At 71.2% G+C, this 22,984-nt stretch carries 22 protein-coding genes; 9 read left to right on the top strand and 13 right to left on the bottom strand.

Going from position 1 to position 22,984, the window contains the following annotated elements; genetic code table 11:
- Positions 1 to 15 precede the first annotated feature (15 nt).
- Both ACQPZQ_RS22190 and ACQPZQ_RS22185 read right to left on the bottom strand, forming a co-directional pair.
- Positions 16 to 645 (bottom strand): Fic/DOC family protein, encoded by a 630-nt coding sequence (locus ACQPZQ_RS22190; RefSeq protein ID WP_433298865.1) that lies wholly within the window; start codon positions 643 to 645, stop codon positions 16 to 18.
- Positions 642 to 965: a type II toxin-antitoxin system Phd/YefM family antitoxin gene (locus tag ACQPZQ_RS22185; RefSeq protein WP_433298863.1), complete on the bottom strand. Its 324-nt coding sequence runs from the start codon at positions 963 to 965 to the stop codon at positions 642 to 644. Before ACQPZQ_RS22185 ends, ACQPZQ_RS22190 begins: the two co-directional genes overlap by 4 nt.
- Before the next feature lie 196 nt (positions 966 to 1,161).
- On the opposite strand from ACQPZQ_RS22185, the gene ACQPZQ_RS22180 reads away from it, so the two are divergent.
- The 5 genes from ACQPZQ_RS22180 to ACQPZQ_RS22160 all read left to right on the top strand — a co-directional run bounded on the left by ACQPZQ_RS22180 (position 1,162) and on the right by ACQPZQ_RS22160 (position 6,318).
- Positions 1,162 to 2,031, top strand: coding sequence for a carbohydrate ABC transporter permease (locus ACQPZQ_RS22180; RefSeq protein WP_433298861.1), 870 nt, complete (start codon positions 1,162 to 1,164; stop codon positions 2,029 to 2,031).
- Positions 2,028 to 2,870, top strand: coding sequence for a carbohydrate ABC transporter permease (locus ACQPZQ_RS22175; RefSeq protein WP_433298859.1), 843 nt, complete (start codon positions 2,028 to 2,030; stop codon positions 2,868 to 2,870). The genes ACQPZQ_RS22180 and ACQPZQ_RS22175 overlap by 4 nt, the downstream gene beginning before the upstream one ends.
- Positions 2,871 to 2,898: 28 nt before the next feature.
- The gene (locus ACQPZQ_RS22170) at positions 2,899 to 4,218 is read left to right on the top strand and encodes an ABC transporter substrate-binding protein (RefSeq protein WP_433298857.1); all 1,320 of its coding nucleotides are present in this window, start codon (positions 2,899 to 2,901) and stop codon (positions 4,216 to 4,218) included.
- Between the two features lie 145 nt (positions 4,219 to 4,363).
- Entirely contained in the window at positions 4,364 to 5,146 is a 783-nt protein-coding gene (locus ACQPZQ_RS22165; protein ID WP_433298855.1) for an SDR family NAD(P)-dependent oxidoreductase, read from the top strand.
- 140 nt (positions 5,147 to 5,286) lie between these two features.
- Positions 5,287 to 6,318, top strand: a complete 1,032-nt coding sequence (locus tag ACQPZQ_RS22160) for a DUF2278 family protein (RefSeq protein WP_433298853.1) — start codon at positions 5,287 to 5,289, stop codon at positions 6,316 to 6,318.
- Positions 6,319 to 6,330: 12 nt separating this feature from the next.
- On the opposite strand, the gene ACQPZQ_RS22155 is transcribed toward ACQPZQ_RS22160, so the two are convergent.
- Complete coding sequence (locus tag ACQPZQ_RS22155; protein ID WP_433298851.1) at positions 6,331 to 7,485, bottom strand: NAD(P)/FAD-dependent oxidoreductase; 1,155 nt, start codon at positions 7,483 to 7,485, stop codon at positions 6,331 to 6,333.
- A 43-nt stretch (positions 7,486 to 7,528) separates the two neighbouring features.
- Positions 7,529 to 8,830, bottom strand: coding sequence for a wax ester/triacylglycerol synthase domain-containing protein (locus ACQPZQ_RS22150; protein ID WP_433298849.1), 1,302 nt, complete (start codon positions 8,828 to 8,830; stop codon positions 7,529 to 7,531).
- 106 nt (positions 8,831 to 8,936) lie between these two features.
- Between ACQPZQ_RS22150 and ACQPZQ_RS22145 the strand changes: the two genes are divergently transcribed.
- Positions 8,937 to 9,254: a zf-TFIIB domain-containing protein gene (locus ACQPZQ_RS22145; protein ID WP_433298847.1), complete on the top strand. Its 318-nt coding sequence runs from the start codon at positions 8,937 to 8,939 to the stop codon at positions 9,252 to 9,254.
- A 17-nt stretch (positions 9,255 to 9,271) separates the two neighbouring features.
- The gene (locus tag ACQPZQ_RS22140) at positions 9,272 to 9,934 is read left to right on the top strand and encodes an AAA family ATPase (protein ID WP_433298845.1); all 663 of its coding nucleotides are present in this window, start codon (positions 9,272 to 9,274) and stop codon (positions 9,932 to 9,934) included.
- Here the strand turns inward: ACQPZQ_RS22140 and ACQPZQ_RS22135 are convergent.
- The 8 genes from ACQPZQ_RS22135 to ACQPZQ_RS22100 all read right to left on the bottom strand — a co-directional run bounded on the left by ACQPZQ_RS22135 (position 9,921) and on the right by ACQPZQ_RS22100 (position 19,378).
- The gene (locus ACQPZQ_RS22135) at positions 9,921 to 11,552 is read right to left on the bottom strand and encodes an AMP-binding protein (RefSeq protein ID WP_433299307.1); all 1,632 of its coding nucleotides are present in this window, start codon (positions 11,550 to 11,552) and stop codon (positions 9,921 to 9,923) included. The two genes, ACQPZQ_RS22140 and ACQPZQ_RS22135, sit on opposite strands and share 14 nt — an antisense overlap.
- A gap of 247 nt (positions 11,553 to 11,799) precedes the next feature.
- On the bottom strand, positions 11,800 to 13,401 hold the full coding sequence (locus tag ACQPZQ_RS22130; RefSeq protein ID WP_433298843.1) for an LLM class flavin-dependent oxidoreductase: 1,602 nt from the start codon (positions 13,399 to 13,401) through the stop codon (positions 11,800 to 11,802).
- A gap of 134 nt (positions 13,402 to 13,535) precedes the next feature.
- Entirely contained in the window at positions 13,536 to 14,396 is an 861-nt protein-coding gene (locus ACQPZQ_RS22125; RefSeq protein WP_433298841.1) for a dioxygenase, read from the bottom strand.
- 2 nt (positions 14,397 to 14,398) lie between these two features.
- Positions 14,399 to 15,457, bottom strand: coding sequence for a 5-methyltetrahydropteroyltriglutamate--homocysteine methyltransferase (locus ACQPZQ_RS22120; protein WP_433298839.1), 1,059 nt, complete (start codon positions 15,455 to 15,457; stop codon positions 14,399 to 14,401).
- 14 nt (positions 15,458 to 15,471) lie between these two features.
- A complete protein-coding gene (locus tag ACQPZQ_RS22115) occupies positions 15,472 to 16,461 on the bottom strand; it encodes a zinc-binding dehydrogenase (protein WP_433298837.1) in 990 nt (329 codons plus the stop codon).
- Positions 16,462 to 16,466: 5 nt separating this feature from the next.
- Positions 16,467 to 17,285, bottom strand: a complete 819-nt coding sequence (locus ACQPZQ_RS22110) for a citryl-CoA lyase (protein WP_433298835.1) — start codon at positions 17,283 to 17,285, stop codon at positions 16,467 to 16,469.
- Positions 17,278 to 18,480, bottom strand: a complete 1,203-nt coding sequence (locus ACQPZQ_RS22105; protein WP_433298833.1) for a CaiB/BaiF CoA transferase family protein — start codon at positions 18,478 to 18,480, stop codon at positions 17,278 to 17,280. Before ACQPZQ_RS22105 ends, ACQPZQ_RS22110 begins: the two co-directional genes overlap by 8 nt.
- A gap of 88 nt (positions 18,481 to 18,568) precedes the next feature.
- On the bottom strand, positions 18,569 to 19,378 hold the full coding sequence (locus ACQPZQ_RS22100; RefSeq protein WP_433298831.1) for an IclR family transcriptional regulator domain-containing protein: 810 nt from the start codon (positions 19,376 to 19,378) through the stop codon (positions 18,569 to 18,571).
- A gap of 205 nt (positions 19,379 to 19,583) precedes the next feature.
- Between ACQPZQ_RS22100 and ACQPZQ_RS22095 the strand changes: the two genes are divergently transcribed.
- Positions 19,584 to 21,035 (top strand): amidohydrolase family protein, encoded by a 1,452-nt coding sequence (locus ACQPZQ_RS22095; protein ID WP_433298829.1) that lies wholly within the window; start codon positions 19,584 to 19,586, stop codon positions 21,033 to 21,035.
- 141 nt (positions 21,036 to 21,176) lie between these two features.
- The gene (locus tag ACQPZQ_RS22090) at positions 21,177 to 21,386 is read left to right on the top strand and encodes an FDXHR family putative zinc-binding protein (protein WP_241040768.1); all 210 of its coding nucleotides are present in this window, start codon (positions 21,177 to 21,179) and stop codon (positions 21,384 to 21,386) included.
- Between the two features lie 64 nt (positions 21,387 to 21,450).
- On the opposite strand, the gene ACQPZQ_RS22085 is transcribed toward ACQPZQ_RS22090, so the two are convergent.
- Entirely contained in the window at positions 21,451 to 22,935 is a 1,485-nt protein-coding gene (locus ACQPZQ_RS22085; RefSeq protein WP_433298827.1) for a DHA2 family efflux MFS transporter permease subunit, read from the bottom strand.
- Between the last annotated feature and the right edge of the window lie 49 nt (positions 22,936 to 22,984).

Genomic DNA, 22,984 nt, shown 5'->3' with positions numbered 1-22,984 from the left:
CGCCCGGGCCCCGTCCTACCCCGGCTCGGAGGGCCGCGGCGGCTGCTCGGGCCGATTGCCTGCCGGGAAGCCTCCGCCGACGACGAGCAGGTCGAGCAGGTGACGCAGCTGCCGGTTGTCACCGCGAAGCGCCGCAGCGGACGCGGCGACGTTGGTCGTGGGGTCCATCAGCGCCCAGCGGATGCGGTGACCGGCGTCGCGGGCGAGCTGGGCGAGGAAGGCACGCTGTGTCCGGCCGTTGCCCTCGCGGAACGGGTGCAGGTAGTTGACGTCGGCCAGCAGATCGGCGAGGCGGTCGACGAACTTCTCCCGATCCAGTCCGCGCAGGTACTGGGCGTGGGCGAGGCGGTCGAACACCTCGCTGCCGGAGGAGACGAGATCCCCCGGCAGGCAGAAGAGCCCGCCGCGGCCGATCGAGACGGTGCGCAGCTCCCCTGCCCAGTCGTAGACGTCCCCGAAGATCACCCGATGGAAGGACCGCAGGTGGTCCAGGTCGTAGTCACCGGTCAGCCGGGTGCGCTGCAGGTCGTAGAGCCGCGACGCCGTCAGGTCGGCCTCGGCCCGCGCGAGCTCCAGGCGGTCGCTGATCCCGAGCCGGTTGTGCAGGACGCCGGTGTCCAGGTCGAGGTAGGGATCCCAGCTCACCGGTGGTAGCGCGCCAGCACCCGCTCGCGGAGCTCATCGGTGTCGAGGTCGCCCGCCGCGACCGCCGTGAACAACTGCTGTGCCTCCGTGCTGGGCTCGAGCCCCTCGGCCCGCACCGAGGCCAGCGCCTCCGCCACGGCCTCGCGCCGCTCGGCGGCGGCCACGAGCGCCTCGTAGTGTGAGACGGACATGACCACGGCTTCCGGCCTGCGATGGGCGCCCACGAAGACGGGCTCACTCCCGGGGCTCTGCACGCGCTTCAGCGTGGCGGCGAGGCCGGCGCGGAACTCCCGGAACGACAGGACTTCCGGCGGTCGCATGTCCGCGAAGGTACACGAATGCGTACGCATCCCGGCGGCCTGGACGTGAGCGCATTTCTTGACAGCGACGCGAAGAGGATCTTAGCTCCGATGACCATCCAACTCGGACGACACGCATCTCGGGGACCACGGTGACGGCAGCACGGAGCGCTCCGGCGGAGCGTCGGACCGGGAGCCCACTGAGTAGATCGCCACGATGAGATCCCGCGAGACGCGCACTGCCTACCTGCTGCTCGCCCCGAGCCTGTTCGGCGTGGCGGCGTTCCTGGTGCTCCCGATCCTGGTCGTGGTCTGGCTCGCCATGCAGCGCTGGGACCTGATCGGCCCGCGCACGTTCGTCGGCTTCGACAACGTCGTCGAGGTGGCGCAGGACGGGCGGTTCGCGCGATCGTTGCTGGTCACCGCCGTCTTCGTGGCGATCGTGATTCCCGCCCAGACGGTGCTGGGGCTCTGTGCGGCGCTGCTGCTCAACCGTGGCCTTCCCGGCTCTGCCGTCTTCCGCGTGGTGTACGTGCTGCCGTGGATCTGTGCGCCGCTGGTGCTCGGCGTGGTGTGGCGCTGGATCCTCGCCCCCACCGACGGCGCCCTCAACGCCCTGCTCGGCCTCCGCGTGGAGTGGTTGGCCGACCCGGCGCTGGCGCTGCCGTCGGTCGCGGCGGTCACCGTGTGGACGCAGGTCGGGTACGTGGCCCTGTTCTTCGTCGCCGGGCTGCGCGCGATCCCGTCCACGGTGCTGGAGGCCGCACTGCTCGACGGCGCCGGCCCGTGGCAGACCTTCCGCCTGGTCACGCTGCCGCTGCTGCGCCCCACACTGTTCTTCGTCCTGGTGACCGGCGTGATCTCGAGCTTCCAGGTCTTCGACTCGGTCTACGCGCTCACCCCCCTGGGCGGCCCGCAGGGCGTCACCGACGTCGTGGCCGGACGGATCTACTACGAGGCGTTCGAGTCGCGGGCGATCGGGCAGGCAGCGGTGATGGCCGTGGTGCTGTTCCTGCTCATCGCGGTGATCACCCTCGTGCAACAGCGGTGGTTCGCCCGCCGCACGACCTACGACCTCTCGACGTGAGGGCCCCCGCCCGGTTCCGGCGGGCCGTCCCCACCGGCGCCACGTACCTGCTGCTCGTCCTCGGCGCGGTGGTGACCCTGGCCCCGTTCGTGCTCAGCATCATGACGGCGCTCAAGTCACCGCGGCAGCTCGCCTCCCAGCCGGTGCTCAGCCCGCCCGACCCGCCGACGGTGGCCAACTTCACCGACCTGTTCGGCGGGCGCTACGACTTCGTGTCGCCGATCGTGGTGACCGCGCAGGTCGTGGCCGTGATCCTGGTGGGGCAGCTGCTCTTCTCGGTGTTCGCCGCCTACGCGTTCGCCCGGCTGCGGTTCCCCGGCCGCGACGCGCTGTTCTGGGTGTATCTGGCCACGCTCATGGTGCCGCAGGCCGTGACGATCATCCCGCTCTACACGATGTTCGCCGACCTCGGCATGCGCAACACGTTCTGGGCGCTGGTGCTCCCCCAGGTGTTCGGCTCGCCGTACGCGATCTTCCTGCTCCGCGAGTACTTCCGCTCCATCCCCGGCGACCTCCTCGACGCCGCGAAGCTCGACGGCGCGGGGACCCTGCGAACGCTGCGCCACGTCGTGGTGCCGATCAGCAGGCCGATCCTCGCGACGCTGGCGATCATCACCGTGGTCACCCACTGGAACAGCTTCCTGTGGCCGCTGGTGATCACCACCGGGCGCCAGTGGCAGGTTCTGACGGTGGCCACGGCCGGGCTGCAGTCGCAGTACAACGGCAACTGGACCATCGTCATGGCGGCGACGACCGTGGCGATCCTGCCGCTGCTCGTGCTGTTCCTGGTCTTCCAGCGCCACGTCATCCGCTCGATCACCATCACCGGCATCCGGTGACGAACGCAGGAGAACCAGGAGTCCCAGCATGAGACTGAGCCGGCGGGCCGTTCTCGCGGCCACACTGCTCGTACCGCTAGCCGCGTGCTCTCCCGCGGGCCCGGACGACGGACCCGCGGCCGACGGCGTCACCACCGTCTCGATGCGGGTGTGGGACGACCAGGTCGCCGCGGCGTACGAGAAGTCGTTCGCCGAGTTCAGCACCCAGAACCCCGACATCCGGGTGCAGATCCGGACGGTGCCCTACGCCGACTACTTCACCGGGCTGACGCTCGACGTGGCCAGCGGCACCGCCGACGACATCTACTGGCTCAACACGTCCTACTTCGGCGCGCTCGCCGACGGCGGCAAGCTGATCGACGTGGGCCGGGAGCTCGCAGGCGAGAGCGGCGGCTGGGTGCCGGCCGCGGTGCAGCAGTACACCCGCGCCGGGACGCTGTGGGGTGTTCCGGCGCTCACCGACGGGCGCATCGTCGTCTACTACAACAAGGCGATGGTCGACGCCGCGGGCGTCGACCCGGCGAACCTGACCTGGAACCCGACGAACCCCGCAGCCGACACGTTCCTGCCCGCGGCCCGCCGGCTCACCCGCGACGGGGCGGGACGCACCGCGGACCAGCCCGGCTTCGACCCGGGATCCGTCACCCAGTACGGCTTCAACGCCGCGCGCGACCTGCAGGCGATCTACTACAACTTCATCGGCTCGAACGGCGGCCGCTTCCAGGCTCCCGACGACACGTTCGCGATGACCGAACCGGCCACCGAGCAGGCGTTCTCCTACCTCGTCGATCTGATCAACACCCAGCACGTGAGCCCGCCCGCTGCCGCCACCAACGACAACCCCGACTTCAGCCGCGATCAGTTCCTGCAGGGAAAGATGGCGCTGTTCCAGTCGGGCACCTACAACCTCAAGAACATCGACGACGGGGCCACCTTCGACTGGGGCATCGCGCCCCTGCTCGCCGGGCCGGCGGGTCGCGTCAGCGTCGTCAACAGCGTGATCGCCGCAGGCAACGCGGACAGCCCGCGGCACGAGGCCATCCTGCGCGTACTGCGCTGGCTCGGCTCCGAGCAGGGCGCCTCGTTCGTCGGCGCCGAAGGTGCCGCCCTTCCCGCCGTCTCCGCGGCCCAGAAGGGCTACTTCGACTACTGGACGGCGCGCGGGGTCGACACGCGGTACTTCGGCGCGGACGGCGGCACCGCCACGATCCCCGCGCCGTCGGGGCCGAAGTTCGGTGCTGGCGCCACGGCGTTCGAGCCGATCCTCAACGACGTGTTCGCCGGCCGGACGCCCGTTCCGCAGGGCCTGCAAGCTGCGCAGGACGCCGGCAACGCCGCGCTGCGCTGAACCGTTCCGTCTCCTGCGTCACCACCGGCAGCGCGAGCGAACCGGGGCGTCCTAGCGTCGAGGGCGGTCCGGATCCGGCCGACTGTCGAGGGAGGCGCCCCATGAGGCCAACGTTCGTCCATCCCACGACTCTCGGGCCGAACCGGTGAGCAGCCCCGATGCGGTGCCCGACTACCCGCACCAGCTGCGGCTGGACGGCCGTGTCGTCGTGGTGCTGGGCGCGGGCGCCGGGATCGGCCGCCAGTGCAGCCACGCGCTGGCACAGGCGGGCGCCACGGTCGTCTGCGTGGGACGGCAGATCGAGCCGGTGGAGGCCGTGGCGAAGGAGATCGGCGGGGTCCCCGTGACGGCCGACGTCATCCTCCGCGACGGCATGGAGCACGTCTTCGCCGAAGCGGGCCGGATCGGCCCGGTCAGCGGCCTCGTCGACATCGTCGGCAGGGGTCTGATGGGCCCGGTACTGAGCTACGACGAGGACCGCTACGACGACCAGTTCGACGTCGTCCTCCGGCACGCCTTCCTGGCACTGCGGGTCGGTGGCCAGGCCATCGCCGAGACAGGTGGTGGGTCCATGGTGTTCATCGGCTCCGTCGCCGGGCACACGTTCGCCCCCGGCCAGACCGTCTACGGCGCCGCCAAGGCCGCGCTCCACCGCATGGTCGAGTCGGCCGGACACGAGCTCGCTCCGCTCGGCGTCCGGGTCAACGCCGTGGCTCCCGGATTCACCCACACACCCCACCTCGACGCGCTCTTCGACGAGGCGGGCTGGGCCCGCGTGGACGCCAACATCCCCCGTGGCAGCGCCGGCCAGGCGTCCGAGATCGCGGGACCGGTGCTGTTCCTGATGTCCGATCTCGCGAGCTACCTCACCGGGCAGACGATCACCGTCGACGGCGGCATGACCGGCAACATCCCCCGCCTGTTCTGACCGATCAGCGCGGCCGCGCACCCTCCCGCGAGTCGCCCATTCCACACCCGCACGTCGTCCGCCGTCCGCCTCCCGGTCAACGCATCAACACCTGACCTGCGTGTTCCTAGCATCAGGAGCATGTGGATTGGGGGGCTGCCATGCCTTTGAAGGCCTACGGAGTGCTGTCCGGGCGTGTCGTCGACACACGCCGCGAGGGGTCGTCCGACTCCCCGCACTACCAGATCCACCTCGTCGACGACGGGGGTGTGCACTACCGGGCGGCCGTGAACGTCGAGTCGGCCGAGGCACCATCGGAGCTGCGTTACCTCGTCGTCGACGACTTCCGCCACCCGGTCACCGCAGCGCTGCCCGAGGCCGGTTCGGGTTGGACGCCACTGCACCCGGGACCGGGCGGGGCGAACCTCGACTACATCCGGGCCAACCTCTTCGACCCGGCGGCCATGCGGCTGCTGCCGCCGGATGCCAACGGGCCCGACAACGACCTCGCCGACCTGCTCGACCACTACGTCCTGCGCGCGAAGGCGAACCAGCAGGTCATCGCCTACGTGTTCGGCGAACGCTGGGGCCCGGAGGACCAGGCCGACCAGGTGTTCGGCTTCCGGCCCGGCAACGGGGTGCACGACATCCACATGAACCAGGGCAACTCCGCCCAGTTCGCACGCGACGACGGCGTCTGGCAAGACGGTGGGCTGCTCCTGCACCTCGCCGACGAGTCGCGGTGGGTGGCGATCTTCCTGGCGTTCCAGAGCCAGGCGTGGCACACCGACGACACCACGGGACACACGATCTCGGGAGCCGAGGAGCCCCATCCCGCCCCGGGCGACGGCGGGGCGGCACCGGCAGGCGATGGGGTGGCCCGCATCGTCGCCGCGCTGGTCAACCCGGTAGGCCCCGCGCCCGAGGCCGAGACCGTCACGCTGATCAACGCCTCTCCCGATCCCCTCGACCTCACCGGCTGGCAGATCGCCGACCGCGCGAAGCGGACGTGCGCCGTGCCCGGCGGACCGCTCGCCGCGGGCACGACGCTGGTCGTCGCCCTCACCGACGGGGTCACGCTCGGCAACAGCGGCGGCGCCATCACCCTGCTCGACCCGCAGGGGCTGAAGGTGCACGGGGTGTCCTACACGGCGGAGCAGGCGCACGACGAGGGCTGGACGCTCGTCTTCTGACCAGCAGTCGGCTCACTGCTCGCCCGGCTGCCGAGCCGGTGCGACGGCGGGTTGCGGGCCGTCGCCGAACCGGCCGGGCCGGAACTCGGTGAGCAGCCCCGACTCCTCACCGAACACCTCGCCCGCGACGAGACGTCGCAGCAGCGGGGCGAGCGTGATGCCGCTGTGGGTCGCGACGACGTAGAACCAGGCATCGCCGTCGGTGAACCCCGCCACCGTGAGGCCGTCACCGGGGAGCGCCCGCTGTCCCAGTCGGACGGTGGCGATCTCCGCGTCCGCGGTGGACCGGAGCACCTGGGCGAGCCTGCCGAGCAACTCCTTGCCCTCCACACCGCCCGGTGTCAGAGGGACAGCCGGGTCCGCCCGTGCATCGAGGTCGAGCCCCTGCAGCAGCAGCCGGCCGCCACCATCGGGACGGACGTTCAACTGCGGTCCGGTGAGCACCCGCGACAACCGCACCGCCACGGGCTCCGTGGCAGCCAGAAGACCGACGGCTGCCGATCCGGCCCGGGTGGCGTCGACCATGGGCACGTCGACCCCGGCCAGGCCGGCCACCGCGCCCGTCCATCGTCCGGTGCAGCTCACGACGACGTCGGCCGCATAACGGGCGCCGTCGGCCGTGCCGATCACCGCACCCGTCGCCGTGCGCTCGATCTCGACGACCGCGCTCCCGACCCGCACGCGCGCCCCTCGGTCCCGGGCGTCGCCGAGGAGCCTGCCGAGCAGCACGAGGGGCAGGACATGCCCCTCCTCCGGGAAGAACGCGAAGTCGACGTCCTCACCGGTCACCATCAGATCCGGTTCGAGCTCCCGGGCCTGCTCCGCGGTCAGCCGCTGGGCCGGGTAGCCCCGGGCGGTGAGCCGATCGAGCCTCGCCGCCAGCGACGCACGGTGCTGCTCGGTGACGGCCCACTCGAGGTTGCCGGTCGGGAAGAACCACGGCGAACGATCACCGGCGAACTCGTGGTGGGCGCGCACCCCGGCGTGGTTGAGCGCGTGGTAGTGCTTCGGCTCCTTGTTGGCCGAGTTCACCCAGGCGAACGACGTGCCGGACGTGCCGGCGCCGGGCCGGCCCGCCTCCAGCACCGTGACGTCGGCCCCGCGCTCGGCCAGCCCGAGGGTAACCGCCGCGCCCACGACACCGGCTCCGATGACGACGACCTGCACCGTCACACTCTCGCAGCCCGGTGGACCCGCACAGCGATCCGGCTCACCGGCCGCCGCCCGCACGGCCCTGCCGGGTCGCTCCGGTCCCGGTGCCGCCGGCCGCCGCGACCAGCGCGACAGCCTCATCGTTGATCGCTGCGGCCAGTACGTCGAGGTCGGCGATCACGCCCCGGTCACCACAGAGACCGAAGCACAGCCGGTCGGCCACCGAGACCACCGCCACGCGCAGCGCATGCCGCTCCCCCACCTCCGCGATCGAGTGGATCGCCTCGACCTCCGCACCGAGCACGGAGACATCCTGCCTCGGCCCGGGCACGTTCGACACGTTGAGAGCGAACGCGCGGGGGGCGGCCTGCAGTTCGGAGCACCAGCGCCGCAGCCGGGGCGACGCCCGCCCCAGCTTGTCGAGCAGCTCGGCCATCTCCTCGGCATCGTGGCTCGACTTGCGCAACGCCGTCTCGCGGCGCACCGCGCGGAGCCGCGCAACCGGCTCGGGCACGTCCAGCGGGAGACCGACGCAGAAGAAGGAGTCATGGTTACCGGCCGGCGCGCTCTCGTTCCGCAAGCTGACGGGCACCTTGACGCGGACACGGTGAATGGGCCCGTGCCGGTGCAGCATCCATGTCCGCAGCGCCCCGGCGAGCACCGCGAGTACGGCATCGTTCACAGTGGCACCCGCAAGCGACCGCGCCGCCGTCCGCAGTCGCGACAGCGAGGTCTGCGCGAAGGCGATCTGCCGGTCGGGACCGATCGGCAGGTCGAACGGCGAACGGCGCAGGCTGGGCAGGAACTCCCGTTCGATCAGGCCTGCGAGGTGGTGGCGGCGGCGGACGTCGTCGGCCGCGTGGGTCACCGGCGGCGAGGTCCGCGCGGCCGGTTGCGCGGGACCGATGTCCCACAGCACGCTGCGCGCCAGCCGCATCGCCGTGGTCCCGTCGGCCAGCGCGTGGTGCAGCCGCCAGACCAGCGCGGTGCCTCCGCCCACGAGCGGGCCGAGGAGATCCATGCGCCACAGCGGGCGGCGCCGGTCGAGGTGCTGCTCGAACAGCCGGGCCACCTCGGCCCTCAGCGCGACGCTGTCGAGCTCGGCGGGCGACCGGGTCTCCGAGATGTGGTCCCGGACGTCGAACGCCGGATCGACAGACCACTCCGGCTCGGTCGGAGGTCCGCTCAGCCGCCATGTCAGCCGGGGAGCGACTGCCAGCCGCCTGTCCACGGCGGCGTGCAGTGCGGCTGCCGTGGGCGCTCCCGGACCGAGCCTGATCACCTTGCAGGTGTGCCCGACCACCGTGGGCCCTTCCAGCTCGAGGATCGCCCTGTCCTCGGCCGTCAGCGGTGCCGTCATCCAGACACTGTCGCCCACCTGCGGCTTTGCGGACAAGACACCCGTGCGGGCGCCGTCACCCGATCACGTTCAGCCGCTGCCGATCAACTTTCAGTACCATGACAGGGTGACTTGTCCGAAATGTCGAAATGTCATGCACACCGTCAACCGCGGCGGCATCCACATCGAGCAGTGCCAGGGCTGCCGCGGCATCTTCCTCGACCGCGGTGAGCTCGAGCAGATCTCCAACGCCGAGCACAGCTACTACGGGCCGACGGGAGCCGCGCCGGGCCACTACTCGGACTCCCCGCCGCCCTACGGCTCGCACGGCCACGACCGGCACCACGGCGGCCACTACTCCGACTCCCCGCCGCCCTACGGCCACTCGGGCCACTCGGGCCACGGGCGGCGGAAGAAGAGCTTCCTCGAGGGGCTGTTCGACTGATCAGCAAGCCCACTCCTGTGGACCTTCAGATCTGCGTCGGTTGCGGCGACCGGTTCACCACCCCGGTGGTCGCACCCGACGCGGCGGTCCTGGTCTGCGCCCAGTGCGGTCACCGGCAGCCGTTCCGACGGCTGCCGCTCTTCGCGCTCACCGGCCCGAGCGGAGCCGGCAAGTCGACGGTCGGGCGGCTGCTCACGCCCGCCCTCGGCGACCTGGCCGTCGTGGTCGAGCAGGACGTCCTGTGGACGGCGGGACTGCAGGACCCCGCCGACGACTTCCGGCTGTTCCGCTCCACCTGGCTGCGGATGGCCGCGATGATCCACCAGAGTGGGCGACCGGTCGTGCTGGTCGGCACGGTCGTCCCGGCCCAGCTCGAACGCCTGCCCGAGCGGGCGTTCCTCGGCGACATCCACTACCTCGCGCTGGTGTCGGAGCCCGAGGCGCTTCGCGCGAGGCTGCGGGCGCGGCCGGCGTGGCGGGGCTGGGACGAGCGGCGCATCGACGAAACACTGGCGTTCAACGACTGGCTCCGTCGCGAGGCTCCGACACTCCGGCCGCCGGTCGAGCTGATCGACACCACCACGCTCCCCCAGGACGAGACCGTCCGCGCGGTCACGAGCTGGGTCCGGCAGGGCTGCGCCGACACCGAACAGCGAAGCCTTTCCGTCATGCGTCCGTGAGGTCGGCCTCTCCGCGCAGCCAGCGCCGGAGCAGCTCCTTGCGCACCTTTCCGATGGTGTTGCGCGGCAGTTGCGGCAGCAGTTCGAGGCGGGACGGCAGGTAGTAGTCGGTCATGCGCTGATCGCTCAGGTACTTGCGCAGCTCCTCGAGGCCGACCGGCGGCGTCGTCGCCGGACGGATCACCGCACACGCCAGCTCGCCACCCTTGCCGTCCGGGTAGCCGACCAGCGCGACGTCCGTGACGCCGGGGTGGGACAGCAGCAGTGACTCGACGTCGGTCACCGGGATCATGGCGCTGCCGCCGATCCGGTCCCCGACACGGCCCATCAACCGGATTCCACCGCGCCCGTCCGGGGCAGCCAGGTCACCGGTGTCGAACCAGCCGTCGTCGTGATCCGCGATGACGGTGAGCTTTCCGGAGTCGCGGCCCACGGTCGCCAGGCACACGCCGGGTCCCCGGACGAACAGCCGGCCCGGCTCGTCCGAGGTGACGACCGCGTCGGACCGGAGGGCGATCTCCGTGACGGGCTCCGGACGTCCGTCGCTGTGCGCGGCCCAGTCCACCGGGTCATCGGCCCGGGTCAACGTTCCCAAACCGATCTCGGTCATCCCGTAGGCCGCCCGCAACGGCACGCCGAGCGCGTCCCGCACCTCGGTCACGAGCTGCTTCGGGATGGTCGTGCCTGCCGCGATGACCACGCGCAGGGCCGGCAAGGCGGGGGCCCCTGCGCCCGCGGCCGCAACCAGGTCGAAGAAGTGGACCGGGGTCGCGGTGAACTGTGTGGTGCTCGACTCGGCGAGCACGGCCAATCCGGCCTCACCCGACCAGGCATCGAGCAACACGCTGCACGCCCCGGTGAGCAACGGGGTGAGAACGCTGTACACCACACCGAAGAGGTGGACGATCGTAATAGGCGTGAACAGCGCTTCTCCAGGCCCACCTCCGTCGATATCGACCAATTGGGACACACTGGAGTACAGGGTGTTCCAGGTATGCAGAATCCCCTTCGGCTCGCCCGACGTGCCGGACGTGAAACAGACGACGACGACCTGATCCGGATCCTCCTGCGCATCCTCCAATGCCACCGGATGACGTTGCTCCCACGGCGTGTCCTCGAAGAACGAGGTGAAGCCGATCGCGTCGCCTCCGGCCGGCCGGCCGAATACCACCCGACTCCGCAGTTGCGGCAACCGCGGCGCCATCTCCCGCACCGCAGCGGCGTGGTCGAAGTCCCTCCATCGGTCCACCGTCACGCAGAGGCTCGCACCCGTACCGGCCAGCACACGTTCCAGCTCGCGGGAACGGATGTTGGGAGGGATCAGCGTCAGCACCGCGCCGACCCGGGCGGCCGCCAGCATCAGCGCGTCGGCCTGCCACCAGTTCGGCAGTTGGAGCGCGACGACCTCTCCCGGCCGCACGCCCAGCTCGACCAATGCGCCTGCGAACCGCTCCACGTGACCAGCGAACTCGCGGTAGCTGATCTGCCGTTGCGGCTCTCCCGACCTGTGCGCACGAATCGCGATCGCATCCGGCGTCTCGTCACGCCACCAACGAAGATCCCCGATCGGCCCCGAATTGCGCCAGATGCCGGATGACCGGTATTCCTTCGCTCGCACCTCGGATGGTCGCACGGTGGAATACTGCACAGGACGAGCCCCCCACGGAAACGCGAATCGTGCTGCCGCCGAATGTCCAGCACATCAATGATCGGGATGCGCGATTTCCGTTGCCACAGTACGCCGGCGACCCCCGTGGCTGCCACGACGACAACGAGGGCCGAACCGGGCACAATTCCGTACGGCGTCGAATCGGTCGATGGACGAACGACGGCATTTCTCACCGCGGGGTCCGGCATTCAGCCGGTCAGGAGAAACCCAGCCTGCTGAGTGGCTCGACGAGCTCCCGCTCCTCGTACGAGAGGTGCGACAGCAGGGCGTCGGTGAGCAGATCCACGGCAGCGCGCAGCTCCTTCACCCCGTCCGGCCCGCTGACGAAGGAGACCAGGGCCCGGTCCACGCTGTCGAGAATGTCGTGGATGATCCCGTGCTCCTCCTGGAGCCGGTCGATCACGGGCCGGAGCCGATGGTCGGCCCTGCGTAGATGCCGGAACATGCTCTGGTCCTCGATCGTGTGGTGGACCGTGACGATCCGGCAGTACGACTCGCAGTACGCGCCGAGGGTCCAGTTGTTCTGGCGCATCGTCATGGCGTTGATGTGATCGCGCGCGGCGCCCGCATCCATGGTGCCGGCCGTGACCTGATCGAGGAGATCGTGCAGCTGCTGCAGCTCGGCACGCAGGTTGTCGTGCACCTGGACGAGGTGCCGGCCGGTGGCCTGCTCGTGGGCGGTGTAGGTGCGCCCGGGCTCGGGCGCGGGGCCCGTGGGGCGGGCGGACTCGTCCCAGACCCGGACGTCGCTGCGGCGGGTGCCGTCGTCGGGCGTGGGCACGGTCCGCAACGCAGAACGTGCCACCCCCCGGGCGGTCGGCCGCCGAGTGTCCGCACGCCTGGCCACCGGACGTTCGGTCGGGACCTCCGCGGAACCCTCGGCGGCCGCTGGCCGCACCGTTCCGGACACGGCGCCGCGCTCCGCCGCCACGATCTCCCGAACAGCAGGGGCCACCTCGGCAGCGAAACGGCGGATGACCTCGGCGTCGTCGGTCATGAGGAGGTAGGCGCTCATCCCCTGCGCCAGGGTCAGCTCGGCGAGCTGCTCGGCCCACGTGCCCGCCGGCCCCTGCAGGAACCCGCTCCCGCGCTCGGAGAAGGCGCCGGCGATGTTGTACAGCCGCCGAACCGCGGACGGCCGCCGCCCCGCCGACACAGCCGCCTCGTCGATCACGGCGTTCATCGCCGGGAGGGCGTCCGGTGCCGCGTAGGGGCTGCTGGGCAGCCATCCGTCCGCGAGGCGGCCGGTCATCGCGAGCATCCGCTGCTTGTACGCACCGAGCCAGATGCCGACGTCGTGCGCCGGGGCCGGACCGGGGTGAGCACCCCACACCCGGTGGTGGCGCCCGTCGACCCGCACGCTCCCGCCGTCCACCGCCCACATGGCGCGGATGACCGCGATCCCCTCCTCGAGGGCCCGGACGCTCTCCGCCGGGGTCAGCCGGGCGCCACCGTTGGCGGCGATCGCGTCCCAGAACGCCCCCGCACCCAGCCCGAGCTCGACACGGCCGTCACTGAGCAGATCCAGCGACGCCACGCTGCGCGCGAGCACCGCGGGCAGCCGCAGGGGCAGGTTCGCCACGTTCGGCGCGACCCGCAGCGTCACCGTCCGAGCGGCGATCACCGACAGCAGCGTCCAGGTGTCGAGGTACTTCGCCTGGTAGGGGTGGTCCTGCACCGTCACCAGGTCGAGACCGGCCTGCTCGGTGAGCCGGGCGAGCGCCACCACCTCCGCCGGCCGATCGGCCGCCGGCGTCAGGAACGTGCCGAACAGCAGGTCGTGGCCATGATCGGCCATGGGTACGCCTCGACTCTCTCGGGACGCGCACACGCGCGTCGATGCCGGTCTACATTTGGATGATATTCTATCCAGACGAGTTGCATCACAGACGATCCTGTCCGGCCGAGAGAGCCGAGGGAACCGGGCGTGGATCAGGCCTTCGGCTGCAGCACGAAGTCGTACTCGGCCGTCAGGAACGGCACCGCGGACTCCCCGCCGTCTGGCGTCGGGCCGGGCTCGTGCTCGGTGAAGGCGACGACCAGCTCCTGCTTGGTGCCGAACACCACGTCGCTGTCCAGGTACGGCGCACCCTCACGGAACAGGTGCGTGATCAGCGGCTCGTAGCCGGGCACGTTGATGAGGAAGTGGACGTGGGCAGGCCGGTTGGGGCTGATGTCGGTGCGCCCGATCAGCTCACCGACCGGGCCGTCCAACGGGATGCCGTAGCCGAGCGGGGCGATGGTGCGCACGCAGTACGCGCCGTCCTCGCGGGTGGTGTACTTCGCCCGCAACCGCGCCTCGTCGACGTCGAGCTGCGCCTCGTAAGCGCCATCGGTGTCGGCCTGCCACACGTCGAGCACCGCCCCGCCGACGAGCTTGCCGTCGAGGTCACGGACGGTGCCATGGACGTAGAGCGGAGTGCCGGGCAGGCCGTCGGACATGTCGGCGCCGTACTCCAGCTCCGGGGACCCGTCGATGTGGAACGGGCCCAGCACGGTGGCGGGCGTCGCGGCCTCGTCGAAGCGATGGTTCATCTGCACCACGAGCATCGACAGGCCCACCACGTCGGAGGCGAGGATGAACTCCTCGCGCTTCTCGTCGCTGATCTGCCCGGTGCGGGTGAGCCACTGCACGGCGGCCATCCATTCCGCCTCGGTGAGCCGGACCTCACGCGCGAACGCGTGCAGGTGCCGGACAAGTGCGGTCAGAACCTCGGCCGTGCGCGGGTCGCGGGCGGTGCCCCAGCGCGCCTCGGCGAGCTCCGTGACGTTGTCCTCGGTGACGAGCTGCATTCTCAGCGTCCCTCCTGGATCTCCGCGCGCAGGAGCGCCGCCGCGCCCGACATCGCGCGCATCTTCCCTGCAGCGGAGTCCCGCGGCAGGTACTTCATTCCGCAGTCGGGGGCGATCACGAGCTGCTCGGGCGGCAGGTAACGGAATGCCCGGCGCACGCGGTCGGCCACGATCTCCGCGGTCTCGACCTCGGGGTTCGACAGGTCGATCACCCCGAGGATCACGGTCTTGTCGGCGAGGTCGGTCAACACGCCAAGGTCGAGCCCGGACTGTGCCGTCTCGATCGAGACCTGCTGCACGGGGGAGCCTGCGAGCTCGGGGAGGAAGGAGTACCCCTCCGGCCGCTCGTGGATGATCGCGGCGTAGCCGAAGCAGATGTGCACGGCGGTGGTGCCGGTGACGCCGTCGAGCGCGGCGTTCAGGGCGGCGAGTCCGTAGGCGCGAGCGGCATCCGGACGGGCCTGCATGTACGGCTCGTCGATCTGCACGACGTCGGCACCCGCGGCGAACAGGTCCTTGACCTCCGCGTTGACGGCAGCGGCGTAGCCCATCGCCGCCGACTCCAGGTCGGGGTAATGGTCGTTCTGCGCCTGCTGGCTCATCGTGAACGGGCCCGGCACCGTGATCTTCACCGGCCGATCGGTGTTGGCCCGGAGGAACTCGAGGTCGCGCACCTGCACGGGGTGCGGCCGGTGGATCGGGCCTGTGATGCGCGGTACCGGGTTGGGGTGACCGCTGCGGTCGAGCGCCGTGCCCGGGTTGTCGACGTCCACGCCGTCGAGCGCCGTGGCGAAGTGGTTGGAGTAGCTCTCGCGGCGGATCTCGCCATCGGTCAGCAGGTCGAGCCCGGCCCGCTCCTGTGCCCTGATGGCGAGCTGGGTGGCGTCGTCCTGGGCCTCGGCGAGCAGCGCGGGCTCCACCCGCCACAGCTCCTTCGCCCGCACCCGCGGCGGGAACCGGCCCGCGAGCTTCGCGCGGTCGATCAGCCAGTCCGGCTGGGCGTAACTTCCGACCAGCGACGTCGGCAGGAACGGCAGAGGGGTCTCCGGAAGAGCTGTCACTGGGCCTCCAGATTTCAGGGCGTGAGAACGATCCGGCCGGTTGCCCGGCCTTCGGCCTGCCGGGCCCACGCCTGCGCGGCGTGGGCGAGTGGCATCTGCTCGTGCGCCACCGTCACATTGCCGGCGACGGCCTCGGCGACCACCCGGTTGAGGGCGTCGCTGCGCTGCTGCGGAGTCAGCGCGTTGTTGGTGTAGCCGAGCACCTGCACCAGTCTGCTCCGCAGCGTCGAGGAGTCGATCGGAGCGGTCTCGGCCGCCGAGCTGCCCAAGTTGACCAGCCGCCCCCCTGTCCGCAGAGTACGCACGGCCGCGGCGGCAGGGACGCCGAACACCGGGTCGAGCACGAGGTCGACCGGGCCGTCACATGCCGAAATCATCCGCTCCGCAAGGTCGTCGACGGTGTCCGACGCCTCCAGCGCGACCACCGCGTCCGCCCCGAGCCGAAGCGCCTCCTCGCGCGACTGCGCCGACCGGGCTGCGGCCACCACCCGTCCGGCTCCGGCGGCCCGCGCCAGTTGGACGCCAGCCTGGCCGACCACGCCACCGGCGCCGAGGACGAGCACCTGCTCCCCCGCCGCCAGCTCGCCCCGCCAGGTCAGCGCCATCCACGCCGCGACGGCGGAGAGTCCGAGGGCAGCGACGAGCACGGGGTCGGCCCCGTCCGGCAGCGGAACGACGTCGCGCTCGTGGACCGGCACCCGCGTGCGCATGCTCCCGTCACCGGGGCGCATCCCTGCCGTTGTGGCGAACCACACAGAAGTGCCGGGGGCGATCTGCCCGTTTCCCCGCTCCACGACGCCGACACCCTGCACCCCCGGCACGTACGGCGTCTCGGGGCGGCCGAAGTAGGACGTGCCGGAAGCACACAGCAGGTCGAGCGGGGTGATCGGGGCGGCGCGGACGGCCACCACCAGCTCGTCCGCGGCAGGCTCCGAGATGTCCCTGTCGACGACACGGGGCGGCGCCCCCAAGCTCTCGATGACGGCCGCGGGCACCGCGCTCACGGGGCTCACCGCGCGCCGTCCGAGGTCCACGGGTCCGGGGCGACCGAGCGGTTGTTCAGGTCGACCGACAGGAAGATGTCGTTGCCGACCGGGTGCCGCAGCTCCTCCGCGAGCTGCCCGATGAGCCCCGCCGTGCGGGCGAGCAGCGCGAAGCCGCGCAACAGTGGGAGCGGCAGCCCGAGATCGGCCAGCGCGGCCCCGCACACCCCGGCGCCGTTGAGCGGCAGAGTCCGCCCCAGCACCTGCGGGTGGACGCGGCCGATCGCCTCGAACAGAGCGAGGTGCGGGCCGAACTGGCCCTCCTCGCGGGCGATCTGCATCAGCCGCGGCGTGCGAGGGTCACCGTCCTTGTGCACGTGGTGCCCCAGGCCGGGCACGAACCGCTTCGCCGCCCGCTGCGCCGTGACGGTCTCCAGCGCGAGTGCGTCCCAGCCGGCGTCGTCGGACGGCACGTCCTGCGCACCGGCGAGCACGTCGTGCAGGAACCGGCCGGTGTCCTCGGTGACGCCGAGGAACCGCGAGCCGCCACCGAGCAGCCCGGCGGCGAGCGCACCTTGAACCGAGTCGGGTGCCGACAGGTACGTCAACCGCGTGACGATCGCCGTCGGCGTGAAGCCGTGGTCGGCGAGCGCGGCCAGCACCGCCTCGAAGACCCGGACCTGCCCCTTCGACGGACGTTCCTGCGTGGCCAGCCAGAACGCCAGCTCGCCGAACCCGACGTTGCCCATCACGTCCGCGGCAAGGTCCTGGCCGAGGAGCGTGATCGTGGTCGGCGTCGATGCGCCGAGCGCCGTCGGGTAGGTGGGCCGTTTCTGCTCAGCCACGCGCGTCCTCCTGCGTCGCCTGGTCCTGAGGGGTCGCGAGCCACTTGCGCAGCTCCGCGCCGTGCTCGTCCAGCTCCGGGGGCGGCAGCTCGTACCGGGCCGGGGTCTCGGAGAACCGGATGGGGTGCCGCGGGCTCGGCACGGCGCGTTCGCCCTCCCCGGCATGCACCACGGGGTCGAGCCCGAACCGCTCGGCCATGGCGAAGCCGCCGTCGATCGTCTGGATGGGCCCGCACGGCACCCCGACCGCCACCAGCGCGTCGAACCACTCCGTGGCACTGCGCTGCGCGAGTCGTTCCACGAGGATCGGCCGCAGCTCCTCCCGGTTGGCCGTGCGGTCGGCGTTGCGGGCGAACCGCGGGTCGTCGGCCATCTGCGGGATCTCGAGCACCTCGCACAGCTTGCGGAACTGCCGGTCGTTGGCCGCGGCGACGATCAGGTCGTCGTCGGCGGTCGGAAGCGGCTCGTACGGGAAGACGCTCGGGTGGGCGTTGCCCATGCGGTAGGGCACCACGCCGGCCGAGACGTAGGCCGAGCTGTGGTTGACCAGGCCGGTCAGCGCCGAGGACAGCAGGTTGACCTCCACGTGCTGGCCCTGCCCCGTGGCATCGCGGTGCCGCAGTGCGGCCAGGATCCCGATCACCGCGTGGTTGCCCGCCATCACGTCGAACACCGAGATGCCCGCCCGGTAGGGCGGACCGTCCGGATCGCCGGTGAGGCTCATCAGCCCCGAGATCGCCTGCACCATGAGGTCGTAGCCGGGGACGTGTGCCCCCTTCCCCGAGCCGAAGCCGCTGATCGAGGCGTACACCACCCCGGGGTTCGCGGCGCTCACGGAGGCGAAGTCCAACCCGAACTTCGCGAGGCCTCCCGGCTTGAAGTTCTCGATCACCACATCGGCGCGGCGGGCGAGCTCGCGGCCGAGCGCCGCATCGCCCTCGTCGCGCAGGTCGAGCGCCATCGACCGCTTCCCGCGGTTGACGCCCAGGTAGTACGTGGAGACCCCGTCGCGCACCGGGGGCATCCACGTGCGGGTCTCGTCGCCATCGGGGCCCTCGACCTTCACGACCTCGGCGCCCATGTCGGCCAGCAGCATCGTGGCGTAGGGGCCGGCAAGCACCCGTGAGAAGTCGGCCACGAGCACACCTGAGAGCGGTCCCGCTCCCCCGGCGCCCTCCGGCGTACCACCTGACATCAAATCGGCCTCTCCGTCCGCTTCACGGACGACCGTCCGCAGCTCGATCGTGACATATGCCTGGGGCGAGGCAAAGCCGTAGGGGCGGTCAGGACGCGGCGGTGCGGACCAGATGCGGCACCGTGTCGAGCCGGGCGAAGTCGGCGCTGATCTCTCCCGCGGTGTGCAGGAGAAGCGGCAGGTGCTCCTCCAGCAGTCGCTCCACCGGGGTCTCCGCCGCGTGGGTGTTGACGTTGATGCTCGCGACGACCCGGCCGGTGCCGTCGCGCAGGGGCGCGGCCACGGACCGGATGCCCAGCGCGAGCTGCTCGTCGGTGAGCGCCCATCCCCGTGCCCGCACCTCGCGCAGCTCCGTGTCGCGCTGGGCGCGGTCGGGCTGCCAGCGCGGGGTGAGCCCCGAGCGCGTGGGCTGCTCGAGCACCCGCTCGAGCTCGTCGGCCGGCAGCGCGGCGAGCAGCACCTTGCCCAGCGAGGTGGGCAGCGCGGGGAAGCGCGTGCCGATCTGCACCGACAGCCCGACGATCTTCGGCACCGCGACACGCGCCACGTAGACGATGTCCGAGCCGTCCAGCTGCGCGATCGAGCACGACTCCTCGGTGCGCGCGACCAGCTGCTCCATGTGCGGGCGCGCCACGTCCCACAGGCCGGTGGACCGGACGTAGGCGACCCCGAGCTCCAGCACGCGAGGAGTGAGGGTGAACCCGGCGTCTCCCGTCCGGACGTAGCCGAGCTCTTCCAGCGTCAGCAGGATCCGGCGGGCCGTCGGGCGGGCGAGTCCGGTGGCCGTGGCCACCTCCGTGAGTGACATGGCGGGCCGGCCCGTGCGGAACGCCGCGATCACCTCGAGACCGCGGGCGAGCGCCTCGATGAAGTCCGGTCCGGTCCCAGCCCGCGGCATGACTCACTCCCCAGCTCGATGTGGCGTCCCGATAGCGTAACGAACGTCCGTTGTGCGGACGCAGCACACGATAGGTGCCATATGGAGGGCCCCATCACGGCGGATTGACACCGCAACCACCGTCCGAGAAGGTGATCGGCAGCCCCCTGACGGCATACGGACAGGCGTCCGCAAATGCCACCCCTTGTTCGAAGGAGCGCCTGGAATGACGGACCCGCAGGATGTCGGCGCCGACCGCCCCGTGGTGCTGCGCGGCGGACTCGTCCTCACCCTCGACGACGCGCGCCGAGTGCTCCCGGACACGGACGTGCTGGTGGTCGGCGACCGGATCGCCGCCGTCGGCCCCGGGCTGGAGGTGCCGGAGGGCACCACCGAGATCGACGCCCGTAGCGGGATCGTCATGCCGGGCATGATCGACACCCATCGGCACATGTGGCAGACGGCCATGCGCGGCTACGGCGCCGACTGGACGCTCACGCAGTACTTCGTCTGGTACTACCTCGAATCGGGGAAGCACTTCCGCCCGCAGGACGTCCGCGCGGGCAACCTGCTCGCCGCGATCGAGGCGATCGACGCCGGTGTCACCACCACCGTCGACTGGTCCCACGGCCTGCAGACCACCGACCACGCCGAGGCCGCCGTCGACGCCCTCCGGGCCGTTCCCGGCCGGTTCGTGCTCGCGTACGGCAACATCCAGCAGGCTCCGTGGGAGTGGGCCACCTCCCCCGGCTTCCAGGCTTTCGCCCGCCGCCGGATCGACGCGGCCGACGACATGCTCGGCTTCCAGATCGCCTTCGACGTCACCGGCGACCCCGCTTTCCCCGAGAAGGCCGCGTACGAGGTGGCCCGCGAGCTCGGCGTACCCGTCACCACGCACGCCGGAGTCTGGGGCGCCACCAACGACGACGGCATCCGCCTCGCGCACGAAGCCGGCTTCCTCGACGAGCGCAGCGTCTTCGTGCATGCCGCCACCCTCTCGGCCGACTCGTACCACCGCATCGCCGCCACCGGCGGGTCGGTCTCCGTCTCCACCGAGAGCGAGCAGAGCGCCGGGCAGGGCTACCCGCCCACGTGGGCCCTGCGCGCACACGGCATCCCCGTGTCACTGTCGATGGACACGAGCGTCTGGTGGAGCGGTGACCTGTTCTCCGCGATGCGCACCACGCTCGGGGCCGATCGCTCGCGGGAGCACTTCGAGGCCCACGCCACGGGCGACACCGTCACCCACGTCTCACTGCGCGCCCAGCACGTGGTCGAGTGGGCCACCCGGGGCGGAGCCCACGCCCTGGGCCGCGACAGCGAGCTCGGCAGCCTCGAACCGGGCAAGAAGGCCGACGTCGTGCTGCTCAGGAACGACCGCTCGCCCGTGTCGTTCCCGGTGCTCAACCCCTACGGCCACGTCGCTTTCCAGGCCCAGCGCGGGGACGTGCACACCGTGATCGTCAACGGGCGCGTGGTGAAGCGCGACCACGAGCTCGTGGGCGTCGACCTCGCCGCCGCACGTCGCGAGGTGGAGGCCACTGTCGAGCACCTGCGGTCGGTGCTGGGCGAGGAGGCCTGGGAGAAGGGCATGAACCCCGACGTTCCCGAGACCACGATCCTCGACAACCCCTACACCTACACCGAGTACCACAGCGCCAGCACGCACGGGCGCTGATCCGCCGCAAAGATCGCCGCGAGATGCGGCTGCGCGCCCTCGTGAGGGCGGAAATCCGGATCTCGCAACGATCATGCGGCCTCTCGATCATGACCCCTACCGATCATGAGCGGGCGGAGGCCACGTCGTAACCTCCCGATCATGGAGCTGCTGCGGATGGCGTGCTGCGGCTCGTCCTGGGTCGGGGTCGAGCGAGCGCACTGCTGCAGGCGCACAGGCGGATGCGGGCACGTCTTCGACACAGCGCAGCTGTGGGACGCCCACCGCCCGCAGGCCGGGTGCATCGACCCGCGTTCCCTCGACCTCGTGCAGACCAAGAACGGCATCTGGCTGGAGAGCACCGCCTCCTGAGCGCGGTGCTCTCCGTGACCGCGGTGCCCCGCCCGGGCCGCCGGTAACGGCCCGGGCAGCGAGGTCAGTGCATCGCCACCTGCACCGTCGTGCCCTCCACGGCGGGCTTGCGGCCGAAGAAGAACGAGCCGGCGATCGCGATCACCGAGAGAACGGCGGCGACGACGAACGCGGTGTGCACCCCGCCCGCCGTCTGCTCGATCACGGACGCTCCCTCGGCGGCCAGATCGGCCGACCGGACGCTGAGCACGCTCACCAGCAGGGCCACCCCGGCCGCACCCGCGAGCTGCTGGGTGGTGCCGACGATCGCGCTGCCGTAGGAGTACAGCCGCGGTGCCACGGCGCCGAGCCCGGCGGTGAAGAGCGGGGTGAAGCTGAGCGCCAGCCCCAGGCTGAGCAGCAGGTGGAAGCCCAGCACCAGCACGACGGGCGTGCCGATGCCGAAGAGCGTGGTGGACCACAGCGCAGCGCTGGTGGCCACCGTGCCGGGCACGAGGAGCGCGCGCGCCCCGAAGCGGTCGTACAGCCTGCCCACGACCGGGCCGAGCAGGCCCATCAGCAGCCCGCCCGGCAGCAGCAGCAGACCCGTGGCGAGAGGCGTGAGCATCAGCACGCTCTGCATGTAGATGGGCAGCAGGATGATGGCGCCGAAGAGGGTGCTCATCATCAGCATCGTCATCACGGTGGCGACGGTGAACGTGCGCGCCTTGAACGTGCGCAGGTCGAGCAGCGCGCGATCGGTGCGCTGCAGCACGATCTGACGGGCGACGAAGAGCGCCAGCCCGACGATGCCGACGGCGAACGACACCCACACGGACGGCGACACGCCCGTGGCCGACTCGCCGATCGTGCTCAGGCCGAAGACCAGGCCACCGAAGCCCAGCACGGACAGCACCACCGAGGCCACGTCGATCGGTGTGTCGCTGCGCTCTCCCACGTCGGAGATCCGCTGCAGACCCAGCACCAGCACGGCGAGCGCGATCGGCAGGACGAGCCAGAACATGAAGCGCCAGCCGAGGACGCCGAGCACGAGCCCCGACACGGTGGGGCCGATCGCCGGCGCGACCGAGATGACGATCGAGATGTTGCCCATCAGAGCGCCTCGGCGTGCCGGTGGCACGAGCGTCATCACGGTGGTCATCAGCAGCGGGAGCATGATCGCGGTGCCGCCGGCCTGAACCACCCGCGCAACCATCAGGACCGCGAATCCCGGCGCCAGCGCGGCGATGAGCGTGCCGGCGCTGAACAGGGACATCGCGACGCCGTACAGCAGCCGCGTGGGCACGCGGCGGATGAGGAAGCCGGTGACCGGGATGACCACGGACATCGTGAGGAGGAACCCGGCGGTGAGCCACTGGCCCACGCTGGCGTCGACCTGCAGGTCGGTGAGCAGGACCGGCAGAGCGACGCTCATGATCGTCTCGTTGAGGATGACCACGAACGTCGAGACGAGCAACACGGCGATCACCGTGCGATCCCGCAGGCTGAGCCGGTCGGGTCTGTCGGGAGTGGACGCCGACGGATCGAGGACGTCGGATGGGTTGGTCACGATCTTCCTTCTGGGAGCGGGAGGCGCATGACCCGGGCGATCTGCGCCC

Source organism: Pseudonocardia sp. CA-142604 (genome assembly GCF_050948475.1).
Lineage (GTDB): Bacteria > Actinomycetota > Actinomycetes > Mycobacteriales > Pseudonocardiaceae > Pseudonocardia > Pseudonocardia alaniniphila.
Note: the sequence above shows the minus strand (reverse complement) of the source record. Positions and strands in the feature narration are given on the sequence as shown.

What these genes read in the sequence shown, in the direction of transcription:
- ACQPZQ_RS22130 (WP_433298843.1), bottom strand. Translation starts at nt 13,401, where the DNA reads ATGGCCGATCATGGCCACGACCTGCTGTTCGGCACGTTCCTGACGCCG.
- ACQPZQ_RS22170 (WP_433298857.1), top strand. Translation starts at nt 2,899, where the DNA reads ATGAGACTGAGCCGGCGGGCCGTTCTCGCGGCCACACTGCTCGTACCG.
- ACQPZQ_RS22150 (WP_433298849.1), bottom strand. Translation starts at nt 8,830, where the DNA reads ATGACGGCACCGCTGACGGCCGAGGACAGGGCGATCCTCGAGCTGGAA.
- ACQPZQ_RS22180 (WP_433298861.1), top strand. Translation starts at nt 1,162, where the DNA reads ATGAGATCCCGCGAGACGCGCACTGCCTACCTGCTGCTCGCCCCGAGC.
- ACQPZQ_RS22090 (WP_241040768.1), top strand. Translation starts at nt 21,177, where the DNA reads ATGGAGCTGCTGCGGATGGCGTGCTGCGGCTCGTCCTGGGTCGGGGTC.
- ACQPZQ_RS22095 (WP_433298829.1), top strand. Translation starts at nt 19,584, where the DNA reads ATGACGGACCCGCAGGATGTCGGCGCCGACCGCCCCGTGGTGCTGCGC.
- ACQPZQ_RS22125 (WP_433298841.1), bottom strand. Translation starts at nt 14,396, where the DNA reads ATGCAGCTCGTCACCGAGGACAACGTCACGGAGCTCGCCGAGGCGCGC.
- ACQPZQ_RS22100 (WP_433298831.1), bottom strand. Translation starts at nt 19,378, where the DNA reads ATGCCGCGGGCTGGGACCGGACCGGACTTCATCGAGGCGCTCGCCCGC.
- ACQPZQ_RS22105 (WP_433298833.1), bottom strand. Translation starts at nt 18,480, where the DNA reads ATGTCAGGTGGTACGCCGGAGGGCGCCGGGGGAGCGGGACCGCTCTCA.
- ACQPZQ_RS22185 (WP_433298863.1), bottom strand. Translation starts at nt 965, where the DNA reads ATGCGACCGCCGGAAGTCCTGTCGTTCCGGGAGTTCCGCGCCGGCCTC.
- ACQPZQ_RS22160 (WP_433298853.1), top strand. Translation starts at nt 5,287, where the DNA reads ATGCCTTTGAAGGCCTACGGAGTGCTGTCCGGGCGTGTCGTCGACACA.